The following is a 19,992-nucleotide window of genomic DNA, read 5'->3' on the forward strand; positions in this document are numbered from 1 at the left end:
GCTGGGGCGGGCGGGTGTCAGGGGCCTGGTGTGCCGTCGTCGAGCCAGGTGGAGGTGGGCTCGTTGCGGCCGCGCAGGCGGATCGGCTCGTGCGGCGACCAGCGTTCCCGCTCCCGCGCGGCGCAGGTCTCGATGACGCCGGAGCTGGCCAGGATCCGCCCCGGTACCCCTTTCGCGCTCTCGGTGAGCCGGGCGGCCTCGTTCACCGCGTCCCCGATCACCGTGTACTCGAAGCGGGAACTGGTGCCGAGTTGCCCGGCGAACACGACCCCGGACGAGACGCCGATGCCCAGGTCCAGCTCGCCCTGCGCGGCGACCGCGTCACGGATCGCCCTGGCCGCCTGCAGGGCCGAGGTCGACGGATCGGCCAGCCTGCTCGGGGCGCCGAACACGCACAGCGCCGCGTCACCCTGGAACTTGTTCACCAGGCCGCCGTGCGTGCCCACCGCGCCCACCACCGCGTCGAACAGCCGGTTCAGCATGTCCACCAGCTCCTGTGGCGGGAGGCGGTAGGCCAGGACCGTCGAGTCGACGACGTCGACGAACAGGGCCGTCACCTCGCGGACGTCGCCGGAGAGCGAGGCGCCGTGTTCGAGCGCGTGCCTGGCCACGTCGGCGCCGACGTGCCTGCCGAACAGGTCCCGCATCCGTTCCTGCTCGCGCAATCCGGCGACCAGATCGTTCACCGACGCCTGGAGCATGCCGATCTCGCTGGCGTCGTCCACCGGTACCGAGATGTCGGTGCGGCCGCGGGCGACCTGGGCCAGCGCCCGCCGCAACTGCCGCAGCGGCGAGGCCACCGCCCTGGCCAGCAGCGCGGTGGCGACGGCGCCGGTGACCAGACCGGTCACCGCCAGCACCACCAGGCTCGGGGTCGGCTCGCGCGTGCCGAGGTCGGGCGGCACCAGCACCAGCAGCACGCCGAGCAAGGGCACGCCACCGGCCAGCGCCCAGGTCACCGCCAGCCGGATCAGCACGGTCGTCGGCAGCCGGTCCTGCGGCGGCGAGACGTCGAGGGCCAGCGTCATCACCGGGCGGCCGACCCACTCGGCGATCAAGTACGTGAGGCCGACGGTGGTGAGCCCGCCGATCGCGATCACCAGGAACACGCCGAGCGCGTCGAGGGCGGAGCCGAGCGTCCAGGTCAGGATGCCGAGGGTGAGCGCACCGGCGGCCCAGAGCGTGCCGCTGATGAACGAAAGATGGGCGGGCAGCCGCAGTGCCCGGCGCGCCTCGTCCGGCGAGGGCGGACGGCCGAGCGCGAACCACACGGCCGTGCGGCGTTGCAGGATCGCCGTCCACGCCGAGCCCGCGACCAGCGACAACCCGACGTAGCCCGCGGCGCAGGCGACGAGCACCCAGCCGCGATCGCCGGTGTCGCCCGGGATGCCCTGGAGCACCAGCAGCAGGAACACCACAGCCGAGCCGATGACGCTGGAGCCGACGCCCAGTACCGCGAAGCCGAGGCTGGTACGCAACGCGGCGCGGAACCTGGCCGGCCGGAAGAGTCTGGGCACTCCCCGATCGTATGGCCCCACCGCCCGCCCCACCCCGGGTTCTCCCGATGGTGGACGGGCGGCCTCTTCAGGAGGCCTTTCGTCCCCGGCGGCCCGCCGAACGGGAAGCCTCGCGTACGGCCTGCTCCAGCTCGGCACGCTTGAGCTTGGAGCGGCCCTTGATGTCGAGCTCACGGGCCATCCGGTCCAGCTCCGCCCTGCTCAGGCCGGCGGGATCGGCCTGCTTGCCGGAACCCGCGGTGGCCTTCTCACCGGAACCGGAACCGGAACCGGTCTTGCCCGCACGTCCGCCGGTACGGCCCCGCACGCTGCGGGACAGCGCGTCGAACAGGTCCACCACCTTCGTCGCCTCGGCGGGTTGCTCCGCGGGGCTGACGGTCCGGCCCGCCTTCTTGTCCTCGATCAGCTTCTCGACGCGCTCGGTGTAGGTGTCCCGGTAGTCCTCCGGTTTCCATTCCGCGGACATCGAGTCGATCAGGTTGACCGCCATGTCGATCTCCTTGCCGCGGGCCGCTTTCGGCTCGGGCAGCTTCCGCAGTTCACGGCGAGCGTCGCGGATGTCGGCGGCGAAGTGCAGGGTGTCGAGGATCAGCACCCCGTCGCCTGCCCGGACGGCGGCGACGTACTCCCTGCCGCGCATGACGAAGGTCGAGATGCCCGCCTTGTTCGTCCGGTCCATGGCCTGCACCAGCAGGCCGTACGCCCGGTGGAACTCCTCCTTCGCCGGGGCGAGCCAGTACGTCTTCTGGAAGTAGATCGGATCGATGTCGCCGAGGTCGACGAACGACTCGATGTCGATGGTGCGCGACCGTCCGGGCGCGATCTCGTCCAGTTCCTCTCCTTCGACGAGCACGTAGTCGCCGTCGTCGAGTTCGTAGCCCTTGACGATGTCGGCGTACTCGACCTCCTTGCCGGTGCGCTCGTTGACGCGCCGGTACCGGATCCGGTCGGAGGTCCCGCGCTCGAACTGCCGGAAATGGATCGAGTGGGCCTCCGTCGCGCTGTACAGCTCGACGGGCACGGTCACCAGGCCGAAATTGACGGCCCCGTTCCAGATCGGTCGTGCCACGACTTCCTCCCGGATCTACCGAATATCCTTGCGCGACATGGATTCCCTGTTCAACGGAACGTCTACTGTGGTCACTTCTCCTCGCGGACGACCTCGGTGGGCGATTTGTCCTCGCGCTCGCCGAGAAAGCGGGAATGGCGCAGCCTGCCGTCGTTCGTCCATTCCGAGAAGCCGATCTGCGCGACGATCTCGGGACGCACCCAGTGGATTCCGCGCTCGGCGACACGCTCCGCGAACGGGGACGTTTTCTCCTCCATCCGGAGCAAGCGGTCATGCAGATCGTGCAGGGTCGCCGAGTCGAAGCCGGTGCCCACCTTTCCCGCGTACCGCAGGGAATCGCCCTCGTAGTAGCCGAGCAGCAACGCGCCGAACCCCTGCCGCGAACCGGACGGATCGGTGAAGCCGCCGACCACGAACTCCTGCCCGGAAACACACTTGAACTTGAGCCAGTCGCGGGTACGCCCGCCGTGGTACGGGGAATCGGCCCGTTTCGCGATCAGTCCCTCCCAGCCCTGTTCGCAGGCGTGCCGGAAGTAGGCGTCGCCGTCGGTGTCCCTGTGCTCGGAGCGCCGGAGCGGGTCGGTGAAGTCGAAGGCCTCGCGCAGTAGCTCTTTCCGTTGCCGCAACGGCAACCTGCGGGCGTCGTGGTCGTCGAAGTGCAGCAGGTCGAACAGGTAGTAGTAGACGTCGACGCCGGTGGCCCGCGCCCGCTCCGGATCGGTCAGGTGGATTCGGGGGGCGAGGGTGGCGAAGCTGGTCCGCTCCCCGTCGAAGGCCACGATCTCGCCGTCCACGACGAATCGGTCGCCGCCGAGCCCGGCGATCGCCTCGACGATCTCCGGGTAGGCACCGTTCATCGGGTTACGGTTGCGGGACAGCAGTTGCGGGGTGCCGCCGTCGCGGACGCAGATGGCCCGCACCCCGTCGAGCTTGCGCTCGAAGAGCCAGGCGCGATCGGCGAACCGGCGCTCGGTCAGGGTCGCCAGCATCGGGTCACGCCAGCCGGGCGCGCTCACCGCCGATGCCCGCCGTTCCGCTCCGCCTGCCCGTCACGCAGCCCGTTCATGCGGCGGTAGTACCCAGACCAGCAAAAACAGAAACGATCACGCCCCGGCCCGGTGTTATTCCATGTCCTGCTCGGCGAGGCCCTTCCGGAGCTGGGTGAGTGAACGGGCGAGGAGGCGGGACACGTGCATCTGCGAGACGCCGATCCGCTCGGCGATCTGCGTCTGGGTCATGTTGTGCACGAAGCGCAGCGCGATGATCCGCCGTTCGCGTTCCGGCAGCGTCCTTACCAGCGGTTGCAGCGCCTCGTGGTTCTCGACGTCGACCAGTGCCGGGTCGTCCTCGCCGAGGGTGTCGCCGAGCGAGACGTCGTCGACGTCGGCGGAGAGCATCTCGTCCAGCGAGGCCGAGTTGTAGGCGTTGCCCGCTTCCAGCCCCTCGAACACCTCGTCCTGACTGAGGTCGAGGTGCTTCGCCAGCTCACTGGGTGTCGGCGCGCGGCCGAGATCCTGGGAGAGCTGCGTCGTCGCGTTGGACAGCGCGAGGTGCAGCTCCTTCAGCCTGCGCGGGACCCGCATCATCCAGCCGGTGTCCCGGAAGTGCCTGCGCACCTCGCCCATCACCGTCGGCACTGCGAAGGACAGGAATTCGGAACCGTGCGCCGGATCGAAGCGGTCCACGGCGTTGATCACGCCGACCGTCGCCACCTGGATGAGGTCCTCCCGCGCGACGCCACGGCCGGAGAAGCGCTGCGCGACGTGCTGGGCCAGCGGGAGATAACCGGTGACGAGGTCGTCGCGGATCCTCGCCCGTCGCGGGTCGTCCTCACCGAGTTCGCGCAGTTGCCCGAACAGTGGCGCGAGATGCTCGTACTCGTTGGCGGACGAGGTCCGGGTGGTCCCGTCGCTCGCGGCCCGGCTCAACCTTCGGCCGCCTTCTTACGCTTCGACAACTCGATGTGCATGTGGTGCCCTTCGGCATCCCCGAGCTCGACCCAGGTGCGCGCCGTGTCCGCCAGCGTCGTCAGCACCCGCCAGCCGAACGATCCGGTACTCGGTGGCTGCTCGTCGGCGGATCGGGCCTCGCCGGTGAACCGCAGCGTGTCCTCGTCGGCGGCGAACCGGCACACCAGCGTGGTCCCCGGCATCGCCCTGGCGATCAGGGTGGACGCGGCCTCGTCGATGGCCAGCCGCAGATCGGCGACGGCGTCGAGATCGAAATCGGCCCGGATGGCGATACTTCCCGCGACGGACCGGATGATCGGCAGGTGGACGAGGTCGGCGCCCAGCCGGAGCTCGATGTCGTCTCGCGCGCCGATTCCGGACGCGAGTGGTGATTCGGTTTCGAACACATTCACCTCGTCTTGGGGACCGTCTCCGGGCGTCACGGCCTTGCCCGCTGGCGTCACCTTCGCAGGCCCAGCGGTCGATCGCGATCCGGCCGACCGTTGTCAGCGGCGTACTCGGGCGTGAATACCCCTCAGTGCGCGGAGTGAAACCCGGCGGTGTCTGACTTCCCACACAGTCTCGCGGTGGACCGCGTGGTTACTTAGGGTCCGGTGCGTGACTTGGTGGGAAGCTGTCGTGATCGCGCTGGCGGGACTGTGGGCAGGCACGATCAACACCGTCGTCGGCTCGGGCACGCTGGTGACGTTCCCGGTGCTGATCGCGCTCGGATACCCACCGGTCACGGCCACCACCTCGAACGCGATCGGCCTCGCGCCGGGCACTATCAGCGGCGCGATCGGCTACCGCAAGGAACTCACCGGCCAGGGCAGGCGGCTGCTGGTGTACGGGGCCTGCTCGCTCGTCGGCGCCATCGGCGGAACCGTTCTGTTGCTCAGGTTGCCCTCCGACGCCTTCGAGTCGATCGTGCCGGTACTGGTGGGGCTGGCGGTGGTGCTGGTGATCGTGCAGCCGCGCGTCTCGAAGTGGGTGGCCGCCCGGCAGAAGAGCAAGGCCGCGCACGGCGGTCCGCTGCTGCTGTTCCTGATCTTCCTCGTCGGCATCTACGGCGGCTACTTCACCGCGGCCCAGGGCGTCATGCTCATGGCGTTCATGGGGATGCTGCTGTCCGAGCCGATCCAGCGGCTGAACGGCATCAAGAACGTGCTGTCCGCGGTGGTGAACGTGGTCGCGGGCACGATCTACGCCTTCGTCGCGCCGGTGAGCTGGCCGGTGGTCGGGCTGCTCGCGGCCGGGTCGGTGCTCGGTGGCGTGCTGGGCGCGAAGATCGGCAGGAAGCTGTCGCCGGTCGTGCTGCGCGGCGTGATCGTCGTGGTCGGTGTCGCCGCGATCGTGATGCTGATCCTGGACTGACCGGATTCCTGCCCGGAATCGGGCAGGAAATTTGCCCCGCGGACGGGCTGGTGGCAATGTCGGCCGGTGTCCAGCCCCGAGCACACCGACCTGGTGCGCCACATCGCCCGCTCCACCGGACTTCCGGCGGGAACCGCGGCGCGGGTGGTGGCCGAGGTCGTGGCGTACTTCGGTGAGACCGCCGAGGAGTACGTGCGCAGGCGGCACGCCGAACTGCGCCGCCGGGGCATGCGCAACGCGCGCATCTGGACGCTGATCGCGGACGAACTCGCCACCAGGCCGGTGGGCGCGGGCGCGTACACCGAACGCAGGCTGCGCCGGATCGTCTACGGCTGACCACCTCGGAAGGGCAACACACCATGTGCGGAATCGTCGGCTACATCGGCGGCCGGGAGGCCACGCCCATCCTGCTCGAAGGGCTGCACCGGCTGGAATACCGCGGCTACGACTCCGCCGGGCTCGCCGTCGTCGACCGGGGCCGGATGAAGGTCACCAAGGCGGCCGTGCGCGTGGACGAACTGCGCGAGCTGGTCGGAACGCATCCCTCGGGCGTCGGCATCGCGCACACCCGCTGGGCGACGCACGGCGAGCCGACCGACGCGAACGCCCACCCGCACCTCGACGCGAGCGGCCGGATCGCCGTGGTGCACAACGGGATCATCGAGAACGCCGAGGAACTGCGCGGCAAGCTGGAAGCCGAGGGGGTGGCCTTCGCCTCCGACACCGACACCGAGGCACTGGCCCACCTGATCGCCGCCGAACGCGAGGCGGCGGACACCCTGGAGGACGCCGTCCGTGCCGTGCTGGCCGGTGTCGAGGGCGCGTACGGGATCGTCGTGCTCGACGTGCGCGACCCGGCCGAACTGGTGGTGGCCCGCAACGGCAGCCCGATCGTGCTCGGCATCGGCGACGGCGAGATGTACGTCGCCTCCGACGTCGCCGCGCTCGTCCGGCACACCCAGCGCGTCGTCTACCTCGACGACGGTGAGCTGGCCACCATCTCCGCGGACGACTTCCGCACCTCCACCTCGCAGGCCCGCCGGACGGCCAAGACCCCGACGACGGTGGACGTCGCCGAGGACGACTACCAGCTCGGCGGGTTCGCCGACTACATGCGCAAGGAGATGCACGAGCAGCCCGAGGCCGTGCGCCGTGCCCTGATGGGGCGTCTCGACGAGCGCTTCTCCACCGCGCACCTCGGCGGCATCTCGCTCGACGCGCGGGAACTGCGGTCGATCCGGCGGGTCAAGTTCCTCGGCTGCGGTTCGGCCTACTACGCCGGGCAGCTCGGTGCGAACCTCGTCGAGGAATGGGCGCGTGTCCCCGCCGACGCCGAGCCCGCGTCCGAGTTCCGGTACCGCAACCCCGTCGTCGACCCGGACACGCTGTACGTCGCCGTCAGTCAGTCCGGCGAGACGCTGGACACCCTCGCCGCCGTACAGGAACTCAAGCGCAAGGGCGGCCGGGTGATCGGCATGGTCAACGTCGTCGGCAGCGCGATCGCCCGCGAATGCGGCAGCGGCGTCTTCCTGCACGCCGGGCCGGAGGTGTCGGTGGCCTCGACGAAGGCGGTGACCAACATGAGCGTCTGCTTCGCGATGCTGGCGCTGCTGCTCGGCCGGGTGCGGGACCTGTCCGTCGCGAACGGCCGCCGGGCGGTGGACGCGATGGCCGTGCTACCCGACCGGATCGCCGAGGTCCTCGCTTCCGACGAGGACGTGGCGCTGGCCGCCGCGAAGTTCGCCGACGCGCGGCACATGTTCTTCATCGGCCGCGTCCGCGGCTGGCCGGTGGCGCGGGAGGGCGCGCAGAAGCTGAAGGAGATCTCCTACGTGCACGCCGAGGCGTACCAGGCCTCCGAGCTCAAGCACGGCCCGCTGGCGCTGATCGACGCCACCATGCCGTCCGTGGTGATCGTCCCGGACGACGAACTGGTGGCCAAGAACGTCGGCACCATCGAACAGATCAAGGCCCGTGGCGGCCCGGTCATCGCTGTCACCAACGCGGACCTGCCCGCCGGGCTTGCCGACGCCGTGCTGCGCGTCCCGCGCTCGGAACCGGAGCTGGACCCGATCCTGTTCGCGATCCCGTTGCAGCTCTTCGCCTACCACGTCGCCAGGACGCTGGGCCGCGACATCGACAAACCGCGCAACCTGGCCAAGAGCGTCACCGTCGAATAGTGGTTCCGGCCCGCGCGGGGCCGGAACCACCGGGCCGCTCAGAACGCGCGGGCCGCCTCGATGAGGCGGTCGTTCTCCTCGGCCGTACCGATCGTCACCCGGACGCCGTCCCCGGCGAACGGCCGCACCACCAGCTTGTGCTCGAGCGCGTGCTCGGCGAAGGCCACCGCCCGCTCACCCAGGGGCAGCCAGACGAAGTTCGCCTGCGTCCGCGGTACCTCGAATCCGGCCGCCAGCAAGGCTTCTCGCACCCGATCCCGTTCGACGACGATCTCCGCGCACCGTTCGAGCAGCTCGGCCTTCGCGTCCAGGGAAGCGATCGCCGCGGCCTGCGCGAGGGCGTTCACGCTGAACGGCACGAACACCTTCCGTAGCGCGGCGGTGACCTGGGCGGGAGCGTAGGCGTAGCCGATCCGCAGGCCGGCCAGGCCGTACGCCTTGGAGAACGTCCGCAGCACGGCCACGTTCGACCGTCCCCTTGCCAGGTCGACGCCGTCCGGCACCTCCTCGTCGGAGACGAACTCGCGGTACGCCTCGTCCAGCGCCACCAGCACGTGCGAGGGCACCGCGTCGAGGAAGCGTTCCAGCTCCTCGCGCCGCACCGCCGTTCCGGTCGGGTTGTTCGGGTTGCAGACGAACACCACGCGCGTCCGCGGGGTGATCGCGGCCAGCATCGCGTCCAGGTCGTGCGTGTGGTCGTCGTCCAGCGGCACCGTCACCTGCGTGGCCCCGGCCACTCGCGTCAGGATCGGGTACGCCTCGAAGGAACGCCAGGCGAAGAGCACTTCGTCGCCGGGGTCGCAGATCGCCTGGACGAGCTGCAGGCACACCGACACCGATCCGCAACCCACCGAGACCTGCTCGGCGGGTACGTCGAGTTCACGGGCGAGCCGGTCGATCAGCGCCGAGGCCCCCATGTCCGGGTAGCGGTTGACCTGGGCGGCCGCCTCGGCGATGGCCTCGGCGACACTCGGCAGCGGGCCGCCGGGAACCTCGTTGCTCGCCAGCTTGACCGCGCCGGGCACCGAGCGGCCGGGAACGTAGTTCGGCAGCGAATCGAGGTCGGCGCGAGTGTGCACCGCACCGTCGGGGCGGGACGTCATGGCAACTGCTCCTTGTCGGTCAGTGGACGCGGGATGGGCCGCCCCGCCAATCTAGCCGTCCCGCAACGTCCGAACGTATGTTGACTTCCGGTCACTCCCAGGTGGTTGGGTATGCACATGACGCGAACGCAGACCGAGGACTATGCCCGCGCGGACGGCCGTGCGCTCCGCCTCACCTTCGCCGAACCGGAGGGCGCGATCCGGGGCGGACTGGTCGTCCTGCACGAGGCGGACGGCATCACCGACGGGGTGCGGCTGCTGGTCGGCAGCCTCGCCGAGGAGGGCTGGCTGGCCGTCGCCCCGCACATCTACGAAGCCTAGGGCGCCGACGGTGAGCGGATTACCCGTGAGGACGTCCTCGCCGCCACCGACATCACCCTGGCCTGGCTGGTCGACCACGACATCCGGGCCGACCTGCTCGGCGTCGTCGGCTTCGACCTCGGCGGCACGGCGGCATTGATGGTCGCCTCGCAGCGCACACTCGGCGCGGCGGTCAGCGTCGGCGGGCAGAGCGCGGCCGTGCCGAAGGAGAGCGAACTGCCGCCGCTGGTGGAGATCGCCGGCTCACTCACCAGCCCGTGGCTGGGCATCTACGGCGACGCCGGGGACGAGCAGGGCGTCGCCGCGGTGGAACGGCTGCGCGAGGCGGCGGCGGAGTCGCCGGTCGCCACGAACGTCGTCCGCTACCCGGGCGCCAACCACCGTTTCGACGCCGACCCGGGTGCCGCCGCCGAGGCGTGGCAGCGGACCCTCGGCTGGTTCGACGCGCACCTGCGCTGAACCCGGGGGAACCGGATCGCCCCGCCCTCCGTCGATTCCTACGTCCTTACCGGGGAGTTCACGGCGAACGATGGGGGAGGCCACAGTGGCGGGCAACGGCGAGTCGACCGGCACAGCAGCGGACACCGCGTTCGGGGCGGGAGCGGCCGCGAGCCTGACCCCCGTGGCGCGGGACGTCGCGGTCGTCCGGGAACGGGCGGGTACCGGCGCACTGCGGATGTCCGAGGAGGCCGCCCACGACCTGCTCGCCGAACTCGCCACGCTCCGCGCCGCCGTGCACCGGATGATCGGGCGCGGCGGCGACCTGGACACTCCGCTGCACTTCGGAGACAGCTTCGTCGCCCACACGCTGAGCCGGAAACTGCGTGGCGCCGCGGCGGGCGGCGCCGGCGCCGCGATCCCCGTCCTGGAGCAGTTCGGGGACGTGCTCACCGATCTGGAGGTCACCGTCCGTACCGCCGCGGGCCTCTACCAGGCCGCCGAGTGCGAGGCGGGCGACCGGCTCGCCCGGGCCGCGGGCGGTGCCCGGTGACCGCCGCCGGGCAGCGGCGGATCCTCGCGATGCCGTGGCCGCCGCGGGAGCCCGAACCCGGCCCGCAGGACCTCGACGGCGACGTCGACTGGATGACCTACTCGCACGCGGAGCTGTACGCGATGGCGCACGAGGGCGTGAACCTCGCCGAGGCCACGTCCGTCGCCGCGTCCTGGGCGGAACTCGCCGAGGAACTCGACGAACTCGGCGCGCGGCTGGGCAAGGCGCTGGCCGCATCGGCCGACGGCTGGGAGGGCGAGGCCGCGGATGCCGCCCGCGCCGGGGTGGAACGGCTGGTCTCCTGGACCTCCGCCACGGCCGCGAGCGGCAAGGACGTGTCGACCTGCGTCATCCGGCAGGCCGACATCGCCGAGACGGCACGGCGGACGATGCCGGAGCCGCCGGAAGCGTCGCCTGTACGACGTTGCGTCGCGTTGAACCTGGTCGCCGATCCGGGACCGGAACGGCTGGCCGCGCAGCAACTCCACCGCAGGGCAGCCGAGGTGATGCAGCGGATGCAGCAGGCCTCGAACGAGGTCTACGCCGACGTCCCGGCGTTCACCAGCCCGATGCCGCGGACGGAACTGCGCCGCACGCCGGAGAAACCGGTCGCGCCGGAGCCGGAGCGGGAGGTCACCGCCGATCCGCGCCGGGAGCCGCCTGCCGAAGCCACGGTGCCCGGGCACCGGGAGGCGACCACGCCCAGCGCGGGCGAGGTGTCCCCGTCCGCGACTCCGGCAGGCCCGCTGCCGGGCGGCCCTTCCGCGCACGGCGGCGTGGGTATCACCGCGACCGGTGGTGGCGCGTCCGGTGCGCAGGCTCCGGCCGCCCCGCTCGCCGCCGGAACCCTCGCCGGTTCGCGTGCGTTGCCGCGTACGAATCGCACCGCGGGACAGGGACCGGCCTCTGCCACCGCGCCGCAGGCACGCGGCGGCGGGATGGGTACGGGCATGGGCATGGCCGGGATGCCGATGGGCATGGCCGGAGCCGGGATGCGGCAGGACGACGCCGTCGAACGCACCACGCCCGGCTACCTGGAGGAGGACAGCGGCTTCTGGAGTTCCGACGTCCTGGTCTCGCCGCCGGTGCTCGGCGAGGAGCCGACCGCACGACCGGGGCGGTACTGACCGTGCGCGATCCGGACACCGGTGCCGTCCACCTGCATCTCGGCGAGTTCTTCCTGCTCTGGACCGCGCTCGACCTCGGCGAGCTGCCGGTGGTGCTGGAGGTGCCGCACGCCGGTCGGACGGACTCGGCGCGGGCGGAACTGATCGCGGAGGCGGACGGCACGCTCGCCGCGCGCGGCCTCGGCACCGTCGCCGATCCGGCGCGGGACCTCGCCGGACTGCTGCGCACGCTGGACACCTCGGAGGTGACCGTCGAGCTGGAGCACGCGCCGCTGCGCCGCTTCGCCGTGGCAGGACCGCTCGGCGCCGCCGTCGCGACCGTCGAGGGGACCGTGGTGCACCTGGCTCCGGTGCGCGCGACGGCCCTGACCGACACCGTGCTCGCAGCGCTGCCGGACACGGGGGCCGGCCCCGGCGGCCCGGCGAACGTGCACGCCGAGGACTACGAGCGAGCGGTCGAGGCGCTGGAACACGAGGGCGTCGACGGGTTCACCGACGCTCTGCACCGGGCGGGCGTCCGCGCCGCCGAGGTGAACACGCTGGTCCGCGCCGTCTGCCATCGGACGGGGGGCGGCTCGATCGCGGCGAGCGTGCGCACCCGTGGCGGACGCAGGGCGCGCACTCCCGCCCCGGTGCACTGGGCGGACACCCCCGAGGGCAGGTACGCGCTGCGCCGCAACGGCGGCTGGCTGACCGTCACCCCCGCCGACCCCGCCCGCCTGCGGACGATGGCCGCGGAGATGGTGGCCGACCTCACCGGCTGACCGGCCGTCCATGTGGGCCGGCACCACCCGCGCCGCCCGAGTTGTGGACGAACGGACGTCTCGTTCGGCGTTAGGCTCGGTCCGTGACTACCTCCGCCGACATCCCAGAAGTGCTGTGGCGCCCCGACGCGAGCCGGGTGGCCGACACGCAGATCGCCCGTTTCCGCGCCTGGCTGCGCGCCGAACGCGAGGTCGAGGTCGAGGACTACGACCAGCTCTGGGAGTTCTCCACCGAGCGTTACGCCGAGTTCTGGGACGCGGTGACCGAGTACCTGGGCGTCATCTGGCACCAGCGGCCCGCCGCCGTGCTGGGCAGCGACACCATGCCCGGAGCGGAGTGGTTCCCCGGCGGCACGCTCAACTACGCCGAGCACGCGCTCACCGGCGGCGTGGCGGGTGCGGCGAAGGCCGACGAGGAACTCGCGGTGGTCTTCCAACGCGAGGACGGCCTGTCCGCGCGGCTCAGCTACGGCGAACTGCGGTCGAAAGTGGCCGCGGCCCGGTCGGTGCTGCGCGAGCTGGGCGTGGTCAAGGGCGACCGGGTCGTCGCCCTCGCCCCGAACTGCCCGGAGACGCTGATCGCGTTCCTGGCCACGGCCAGCCTGGGGGCGACCTGGTCGTCATGCTCGCCGGACTTCGGCGTCCGCGCGATCTCCGACCGGTTCACCCAGATCGAGCCGAAGGTGCTCATCGCCGTCAACGGCCACGTCTACAACGGCCGTACCTTCGACATCCGGTCCACAGTGGACGAACTTCGCTCGGGGATCGGTTCGCTCGAAGCGACCGTGCTGATCTCCTACGCCGGAGCGGGCACGCTGGACGGCGCGCTGGACTGGACCTCGCTGCTGGACGAGCACGCCGGAGCGCCGCTGGAGTTCGATCCGGTCGAGTTCGGCCACCCGCTGTGGGTGCTGTACTCCTCGGGCACCACCGGCCTGCCGAAGGGCATCGTGCAGGGGCACGGCGGCATCACCGTCGAACACCTCAAGGCCCTCGCGCTGCAGAGCGACATGGGTCCCGGCGACCGGTTCTTCTGGTTCACCACGACCGGCTGGATGATGTGGAACTACCTCATCTCCGGCCTGATGGTCGGCTCGGCGATCGTGCTCTTCGACGGCAGTCCCGCACACCCGGATCTGAACGCGCTGTGGAAGCTCGCCGAACAGCACCGCGTCACGTACTTCGGCACGTCCGCGCCCTACATCCAGAGCTGCCTGAAGAAACACCTGAAGCCGGCCACGGAGTTCGACCTCACCGCGCTGCGGGCCGTCGGATCGACCGGGGCGCCGCTGAGCCAGGAGGGGTTCCGCTGGATCGTCGACGAGATCGGCTCCGGTGTGCAGATCTGCTCGGTGTCCGGCGGGACCGATCTGTGCGCGGCGTTCGTCGCGTCCGCGCCGGACGTCCCGGTGTGGCTGGGCGAGCTGTCCTGCCGCTCGCTCGGTGCCGCCGTCGCCGCCTACGACGAGGCGGGACGGTCCGTCGTCGACGAGGTGGGGGAACTGGTGGTCACGGCCCCCATGCCGTCGATGCCGGTGTACTTCTGGAACGACCCGGACGGCAGCAGGCTGCGCGAGGCGTACTTCGAGGACTTCCCCGGCGTGTGGCGGCACGGCGACTGGATCAAGATCACGTCGAGGGGGTCGGCGGTGATCTACGGCCGCAGCGACTCCACCCTCAACCGCGGCGGCGTCCGGATGGGCACCGCGGAGTTCTACCGCGTCGTCGAGGGTTTCGAGCAGGTCGCCGACTCGCTCGTCATCGACACCTCGCGGGCGGGTAACGACGACGGGCAACTGCTCTGCTTCCTGGTGCTCGCCGAGGGCGCCACGCTCGGCGACATCGAGCCCACCCTGCGCACCGAACTGCGCGCCGCGCTGTCGCCCCGGCACGTCCCCGATCGGTTCGTGGTCGTCGCAGAGGTCCCCCGGACGCTGAACGGCAAGAAGTGCGAGGTGCCGGTGAAGAAGATCCTCTCCGGCGTCGATCCGGACCGCGCTGTCAGCAAGGACGCACTGGTCAACCCCGAGGCGCTGGGGCCGTTCGTCGACCTCGCGCACGGCTAGGGGGTCTTTGTCCGGCCACCCGGCGGGGTGTGTACTCTATGTCGGCAGTGGTCGTAAGGGCCTGGGAGGCTTCGCCTAGTCTGGTCTATGGCGCCGCACTGCTAATGCGGTTGGGGGTAACCCCCCCTCCCGGGTTCAAATCCCGGAGCCTCCGCCGGGGCTCGGTTCGCCGAGCACCACCGTCGACTCCGGTCGGCAACAACTGAACACTGCGCCCGTAGCTCAACGGATAGAGCATCTGACTACGGATCAGAAGGTTAGGGGTTCGAATCCCTTCGGGCGCACGTCTGGTTGAGACGGCAAAAGCCCCCTGCACGCAGGGGGCTTTTTCTTTTCCCGGCCCTGGGGCTTGGCTAGGACTGTCCGAAGTAGACGGTCTGCCGACGGAGGCGCGGTTGCCGGATAGCCGCTCAGCCGGCGGGGTTCCGCTCCACAGTCCCGACGGCCCGGTCGGACTCCGCACCCGCGCGTGAGTCCGTGAGGAGCAGCCCGGACGCGATCCCGGACAACCCGCGGTGCGAGCGCGGTCGCCAGGCGAACACCAGGCAGACGACAAGCATGAACTGTGCCAGCGAGCCCGCGAACGGTACGAACTCGCCGAGCCCGAAGAGGACGTAGTAACCGAAGACACCGGTCAGCAGTGCGGGTATGACCCGGATGCCGGGGTGGCTGTGGCCGGGACGGGTTCGGTGCAGCCGCACAGCCCGCTGTCCCAGCGTCGCGCTGTGCCTGCCGAACGACGGGATCGCCAGCAGCAGCACCGCGGGCAACCAGGCGCCCAGCGCGGAACCGGCCACCCGGCCCCACGGCTGTGCCTCCAGGCGGACATCGAAGCCGTACAGGGCGATCAGGCCGGCCGCACCGGCCAGGAAAGCGCCCAGCGCGAACACGGTGACGAGGTCGACGAGCATTCCCAGCACCCGCCTGCCCGTGGTGACCGGACGGGGTGCGTCGGCCGGCGCCGTACCGCGCCGCCCGGAGAACAGACGCAGGGCAGGCGCCAGCAGCACACCGATCCCCGCTCCCAAGGTGTTCGCGATCAGATCGTCCACATCGAACAACCGGTACGGGCAGGTCATCAGGAACCAGTTCCCGGTCAACTGGGTGAGCTCGATCAGCAGCGACACCGCGAAGCCGATCAGTATCGCCGTGACCGCGCCGCGCCGGAAATAGTGACGCAGGTACGCGCCCAGCGGGACGAACAGCGCCACGTTGAACACGACCTGCTGCACGGCCGGATTGGTCACCAGGTCCCGGAGACCGCCCCCGCGATTCTCCTTCGCGATGTCGTCGAACATCTGCAGCGGATTCAACTGCGGCCGGATCGTCGTGCCCTGGGTGGCACACCAGGCCTCGTCGATCGAAGGGATGGGCAACAGGGTGTACGCGACGAGAGCGAGGCTGTACACCAGCAGTCCGAAGGCGAGCAGTGTCGGGCCGAGCCCCACCTCACCGCGGCGCCGGTAGCTGCGGAAGACGAACGGCGCCAACAGGATCACGGCGAGCAGCGAAGCGCCGGCCACCGCGATCATGCCCGGCAACAACCTGGACAAGCCCGCCCCCATTTCGGATAGGTCGACCGGCGCCCTCCGGCCCGGCTGTGGCGGGACTGGCCCGCCGTGGCGGGTACTCTGCCGTGCCGGTCGGCGGTCCGCAGCAGCAATGCCACCGGAAAGGGTGACACTCTCGTTGTGACTTTCCCCGGTGGGAGGTCACATCGGATCCAAAGTGGCCCGCGCGAGCGACACTCCGCCGTCCCCGACAATGATGGCTTCACCCGTACGGATGGACCGGCACGCCCCGCGAAGCGGAACGCCCGCACGGAACCGCCGGCGCCGTGACGGCGGCAGTAGAGTCCGGTGCATGATCAACCGAGCTCTGGGGCGTGTCTGCCAATTCCGTGGCCGCGGTGTTCGCGCCGTGGCGGTTCCCGGCGGCGTAGAAGGAAAACCCGGGAACGACACCGGTACGGAGGCTTCCCGTCGCCTCGCCGGGAACCACCTCGATCACGAATCCCGTCGACCGGGAATCGCCAGGCAGGCCCTGGCCGTGGCCGGTGCCGTCGCGGCAGTCGTAGTACTGGACGGGTGTTCGAACCCCACGGGACGATCCTGGGCCATCACCTACGAGGTGAGCGGCGAGGCCGGTGGTGTGACCGTCACCGAACTGACCTACACCGAGTCCAATGATCGCTACCAGGACGAGGTGGCCGAGCGCAGGCTCGACGGACCGCTCGGCCTGCCGTGGAAGGACGAGGTGATCGTCAGCGCGGGCCGCGACGCGAAGGTCACCGCGACCCCCTCGGGTCAGGAGGTGCTGACCTGCCGAATTCTTCTGGACGGGGAGAAGGAACTCGGTCGGGCCACTGCGGCCGGCCCCGGCCAACCCGTGAACTGCGCCAAGACCACCGACACCTGACCATCCGGCCTGGGGAGCGCGATCCCGCTGGCCGCACGTGGGTGGCCATGTGAGCCCGTGCGCATAGCTAGATGGATCACCACGGGCGACTTCCTGTCCAGGTGACAGTTGCTAACGCAGGCACGAGTCGCCGAGTCGAACGCCTCTGGTGGAGTCGAGCCGTTCTATGCGGTGCCTTGCCGAATCATCCCTTGAGATAAGTGAGGACGGCGAGGACTCGCCGGTGACCATCAGTGGGGGAGAACCCGAGTTTGGTGAAGATGTTGCCGATGTGCTTGGCGACGGCTGCTTCCGAGACGTTCAGTTCCTGTGCGACGACCGGGTTGGACTTTCCCTCTGCCATCAGTGCCAGCACTTCATGCTCACGTGCTGTGAGCTTTGCCAAAGAGGATTGCTTCTCGGCGCGTCGAGAGATTAGTTGCCGGATCATCTCCGGATCGACTACGGTTCCGCCTTTCGCGATACGTTCCACGGTATCTACGAACTCGAGGACATCGCCGACCCGATCTTTGAGCAGGTACCCCATTCCGCCCGCGCCGGAGACATCCGAGCCGAGTAGTTCGGTGGCGTAGGCGGTTGCGATGTATTGAGACAGAACCAGGATGCCGATGCCTGGATGCTTGGTACGAAGTTCCACGGCGGCACGAAGCCCTTCGTCTGCGTGCCCTGGTGGCATCCGCACGTCCGTGATGACAACGTCAGGTTCATGCTCTGCTACGGCGTCGATCAGATCTTCTGCGCTGCCCACCGCGGCAACGACCTGATGTTCGTATCTCGTCAACAGCTCTACGATGCCTTCGCGGAGCAGCACCGAATCCTCGGCGATGACTACTCGCAGCGGCTGAGATGACAAGGGATCTCCATCCGAATAGTTGTCGGCCCTCCGGCCGGACTCGACCACTCCAGCGTCCCCTCGACCACCGCCAAGCGGTCCACCAGGCCTTGCAGGCCCGTGCCCAGTGTAGGGTCGGCCCCCCCGACGCCGTCGTCTGTCACCTCTACCACCAGGTTTGGCCCGGCCACTCTGCCGACTACCTGCGAGCGAGTAGCCTCGCTGTGCTTGGACATGTTCGTGAGCAATTCACTCACGGCGAAATAGGCACCGGTCTCCACCGCCGCCTGCATGCGCCCCGGCAGACTGATGTCCACGTCGACCGGGATCGTGCATCTAGCCCCCAGCTCGATCACCGCGGCGTTGAGCCCCCGGTCGGTGAGCACCTGTGGATGGATCCCGTGAATGAGGTCGCGCATCTCGGACAGCGCCTGCTTGGCTTCTTCGTGCGCACGCAGGATCAACCGGTGTGGTTCGCCTCCGCGTTGGGCCAGTTCCACACTGGCCAGCCCGAGAGCCATGCTCAGCGCTACCAGCCGTTGTTGAGCTCCGTCATGCAGGTCGCGCTCGATCCGGCGTCGTTCGGCTTCGAAGCCGTTGAGCAGCCTGGACCGCGAACTTGCCAGCTCGACGACCTGCCGGTCGAGCTCCTCCTCCCGGGAGGCGAGAAGTAGTCGCGCGAACTGCACATGACCGGCGGAAACGACACCGAGCAGGTAAGTGCTCAGCATGGTGCTCACGACACCCACACAACTCATGGGTATGGCATCGAACGGACTGTCCAGCTTGCCGAGACTGCCGAGCATGATGGTGTCCGGAGCCACCAGCGCGACCAGCGCCGGCATGAATGCCAGCATCAGGCTGGTGGTCGCGACCGCGACAGCGGCAAGGTTGATGAGCGACAGGATGAGGGCGAGACTTATCAGGTAAACCAGTTCGCGCCAAGTGGCTCGCTCCCGTAACCGCGTTCGCAACCAGGGCCGGATTCCGCGCTCGGCAACCTTGATGTGCGGCCCGTGGAGCGTTCTCCGGTCTACGAGCTGAAGACGATAGCGCTCGATTTCTGCGACCGGAATCCCGAGCAGCGCCGCGAGTACCAGGATGATCAGCCCGACCAGCACCAGTGAGAACAGGGTGCCGACCGTAACCATGGCCGCGAATATCACCGCGAGAATCAGGCCGATAAAACTACCTGATAGCAGAAAGGCGTAAACCCTGAAAGGCCAAGAAGAAAACAGGAAACGTAGCGGTTTTCCGGTGAGTTCTCGCCATACGGTCATCGGTTCGGTGGCGGATGTCCCGGACTCGTCGAGGTGGCCCGGTGGCGTGGCCGAACTTTCGACGGCACCAACGCTCCTCATGTGTTCACGCTACGTTGGTTCATGCGCTCCGGGGATCACGTTGCCCCTACTTCTGCAGTAGTGTTTCGTATACCTCCGAACTCACGAACGGGTGAGTGACGCGTTCGGCCGGAGGTGCTTGACTCGCGAGATGAAGATCGTACGACCGCCCATGGCAGGCGTGCCCGGGCGGCCCCATGTCGGTGCCGCCGGTTCTCCCGAGCCGGTCGTGCTCTCTCAGGTGACCAAGACCTACGGGAGGGGAGAGGCCGCCGTCCAGGCGTTGCGTGGAGTGACCATCGGCTTTTCCCAAGGAACTTTCACGGCCGTGATGGGTCCCTCCGGTTCGGGGAAGAGCACCCTGTTGCAATGCGCCGCTGGTCTGGATACGCCGTCCGATGGCCACGTTCGTATCACCGGATCGAACATTTCCGATATGTCCGAGGTTCAGCTCGCCGAGCTGCGCCGTGACAGGATCGGCTTCATTTTCCAGGCGTTCAATCTGGTTCCGTCGTTGACCGCTGAGCAAAATGTCGAGCTGCCACTCAGATTGGCTGGTCGTAAGCCTGCCAAGCGGGACGTGCGCTCAGCTTTGTCGCGGGTCGGCCTTGATCGGGTCGGCAAGCAGCGGCCCTCGCAGTTGTCCGGTGGGCAGCAGCAGCGCGTCGCGATCGCGCGCGCCCTGATCACCCGGCCGGAAGTCTTGTTCGCCGACGAACCCACAGGGGCGCTGGACACCAATACGAGCGGTGAGGTGCTGACCCTGCTCCGGGAGACGGTTGAACGCGCGGGGCAGACGACGATCATGGTGACCCACGATCCAGTAGCGGCTGCCTACGCGGATCGAGTCATCTTCCTGGCGGACGGCCATATCGTCGGCCACCTGGACAACCCGACGGCAAAGGCAGTGATCGAGCAGATGACCCGTTTGGAGGGTTGAC

The 19,992-nt window shown here is 69.4% G+C and carries 18 protein-coding genes, 2 tRNA genes and 1 pseudogene; 12 read left to right on the plus strand and 9 right to left on the minus strand.

Translation table 11 applies throughout. The features are described 5' to 3' along the window. Positions 1-17: 17 nt before the first annotated feature. The 5 genes from CFN78_RS10370 to CFN78_RS10390 form a co-directional block, all read right to left on the minus strand. On the minus strand, positions 18-1,517 hold the full coding sequence (locus tag CFN78_RS10370) for an adenylate/guanylate cyclase domain-containing protein (RefSeq protein WP_094862508.1): 1,500 nt from the start codon (positions 1,515-1,517) through the stop codon (positions 18-20). 67 nt (positions 1,518-1,584) lie between these two features. Further along, a complete protein-coding gene (ku, locus tag CFN78_RS10375) occupies positions 1,585-2,586 on the minus strand; it encodes a non-homologous end joining protein Ku (protein WP_094862510.1) in 1,002 nt (333 codons plus the stop codon). A 71-nt stretch (positions 2,587-2,657) separates the two neighbouring features. Then, entirely contained in the window at positions 2,658-3,602 is a 945-nt protein-coding gene (ligD, locus tag CFN78_RS10380; protein ID WP_094862512.1) for a non-homologous end-joining DNA ligase, read from the minus strand. A gap of 105 nt (positions 3,603-3,707) precedes the next feature. Next, positions 3,708-4,514, minus strand: coding sequence for a SigB/SigF/SigG family RNA polymerase sigma factor (locus CFN78_RS10385; RefSeq protein WP_094862514.1), 807 nt, complete (start codon positions 4,512-4,514; stop codon positions 3,708-3,710). Then, positions 4,511-4,942 carry an ATP-binding protein gene (locus tag CFN78_RS10390; protein WP_094862516.1) on the minus strand — a complete coding sequence of 144 codons (432 nt, stop codon included), beginning with the start codon at positions 4,940-4,942 and terminating at the stop codon, positions 4,511-4,513. Before CFN78_RS10390 ends, CFN78_RS10385 begins: the two co-directional genes overlap by 4 nt. 211 nt (positions 4,943-5,153) lie before the next feature. Between CFN78_RS10390 and CFN78_RS10395 the strand changes: the two genes are divergently transcribed. From CFN78_RS10395 to glmS, 3 genes are all read left to right on the plus strand, one after another. Beyond that, positions 5,154-5,909, plus strand: a complete 756-nt coding sequence (locus CFN78_RS10395) for a sulfite exporter TauE/SafE family protein (protein ID WP_094862518.1) — start codon at positions 5,154-5,156, stop codon at positions 5,907-5,909. A 66-nt stretch (positions 5,910-5,975) separates the two neighbouring features. Beyond that, positions 5,976-6,245, plus strand: coding sequence for a hypothetical protein (locus tag CFN78_RS10400; protein ID WP_094862520.1), 270 nt, complete (start codon positions 5,976-5,978; stop codon positions 6,243-6,245). Positions 6,246-6,268: 23 nt separating this feature from the next. Then, entirely contained in the window at positions 6,269-8,089 is a 1,821-nt protein-coding gene (gene glmS, locus CFN78_RS10405) for a glutamine--fructose-6-phosphate transaminase (isomerizing) (RefSeq protein ID WP_094862521.1), read from the plus strand. 38 nt (positions 8,090-8,127) lie between these two features. On the opposite strand, the gene hisC is transcribed toward glmS, so the two are convergent. Then, positions 8,128-9,192 carry a histidinol-phosphate transaminase gene (gene hisC / locus CFN78_RS10410; protein WP_094862522.1) on the minus strand — a complete coding sequence of 355 codons (1,065 nt, stop codon included), beginning with the start codon at positions 9,190-9,192 and terminating at the stop codon, positions 8,128-8,130. A gap of 117 nt (positions 9,193-9,309) precedes the next feature. Between hisC and CFN78_RS10415 the strand changes: the two are divergent. From CFN78_RS10415 to CFN78_RS10445, 7 genes and pseudogenes are all read left to right on the plus strand, one after another. Then, positions 9,310-9,972, plus strand: a pseudogene (locus tag CFN78_RS10415) (dienelactone hydrolase family protein). A 70-nt stretch (positions 9,973-10,042) separates the two neighbouring features. Then, on the plus strand, positions 10,043-10,504 hold the full coding sequence (locus tag CFN78_RS10420) for a hypothetical protein (protein ID WP_133116319.1): 462 nt from the start codon (positions 10,043-10,045) through the stop codon (positions 10,502-10,504). Next, entirely contained in the window at positions 10,501-11,631 is a 1,131-nt protein-coding gene (locus CFN78_RS10425; protein WP_094862524.1) for a PPE domain-containing protein, read from the plus strand. Before CFN78_RS10420 ends, CFN78_RS10425 begins: the two co-directional genes overlap by 4 nt. Positions 11,632-11,633: 2 nt before the next feature. Next, positions 11,634-12,395, plus strand: a complete 762-nt coding sequence (locus CFN78_RS29120) for an ESX secretion-associated protein EspG (RefSeq protein ID WP_165777508.1) — start codon at positions 11,634-11,636, stop codon at positions 12,393-12,395. Between the two features lie 83 nt (positions 12,396-12,478). After that, a complete protein-coding gene (locus tag CFN78_RS10435; protein ID WP_094862525.1) occupies positions 12,479-14,461 on the plus strand; it encodes an acetoacetate--CoA ligase in 1,983 nt (660 codons plus the stop codon). A 64-nt stretch (positions 14,462-14,525) separates the two neighbouring features. Beyond that, positions 14,526-14,615: transfer RNA gene (locus CFN78_RS10440), tRNA-Ser, on the plus strand. Positions 14,616-14,672: 57 nt separating this feature from the next. Beyond that, positions 14,673-14,745 (plus strand) — tRNA-Arg (locus CFN78_RS10445). Positions 14,746-14,871: 126 nt separating this feature from the next. Here the strand turns inward: CFN78_RS10445 and CFN78_RS10450 are convergent. Next, on the minus strand, positions 14,872-16,014 hold the full coding sequence (locus tag CFN78_RS10450) for a VanZ family protein (RefSeq protein WP_165777509.1): 1,143 nt from the start codon (positions 16,012-16,014) through the stop codon (positions 14,872-14,874). A 577-nt stretch (positions 16,015-16,591) separates the two neighbouring features. Between CFN78_RS10450 and CFN78_RS10455 the strand changes: the two genes are divergently transcribed. Then, a complete protein-coding gene (locus CFN78_RS10455) occupies positions 16,592-16,879 on the plus strand; it encodes a hypothetical protein (RefSeq protein WP_240519370.1) in 288 nt (95 codons plus the stop codon). Positions 16,880-17,063: 184 nt separating this feature from the next. Here CFN78_RS10455 and CFN78_RS10460 read toward each other — a convergent pair whose 3' ends face one another. Together CFN78_RS10460 and CFN78_RS10465 are read right to left on the minus strand one after the other, a co-directional pair. Next, entirely contained in the window at positions 17,064-17,732 is a 669-nt protein-coding gene (locus tag CFN78_RS10460) for a response regulator transcription factor (RefSeq protein ID WP_094862527.1), read from the minus strand. Beyond that, positions 17,708-19,072 (minus strand): sensor histidine kinase, encoded by a 1,365-nt coding sequence (locus CFN78_RS10465; protein ID WP_240519371.1) that lies wholly within the window; start codon positions 19,070-19,072, stop codon positions 17,708-17,710. Before CFN78_RS10465 ends, CFN78_RS10460 begins: the two co-directional genes overlap by 25 nt. A gap of 151 nt (positions 19,073-19,223) precedes the next feature. Here CFN78_RS10465 and CFN78_RS10470 point away from each other — a divergent pair, with 151 nt between their 5' ends. After that, complete coding sequence (locus CFN78_RS10470) at positions 19,224-19,991, plus strand: ABC transporter ATP-binding protein (protein WP_094862698.1); 768 nt, start codon at positions 19,224-19,226, stop codon at positions 19,989-19,991. Position 19,992: the final 1 nt, after the last annotated feature.

It is taken from the genome of Amycolatopsis antarctica (assembly GCF_002262875.1).
Classification (GTDB): Bacteria; Actinomycetota; Actinomycetes; order Mycobacteriales; family Pseudonocardiaceae; genus Amycolatopsis; species Amycolatopsis antarctica.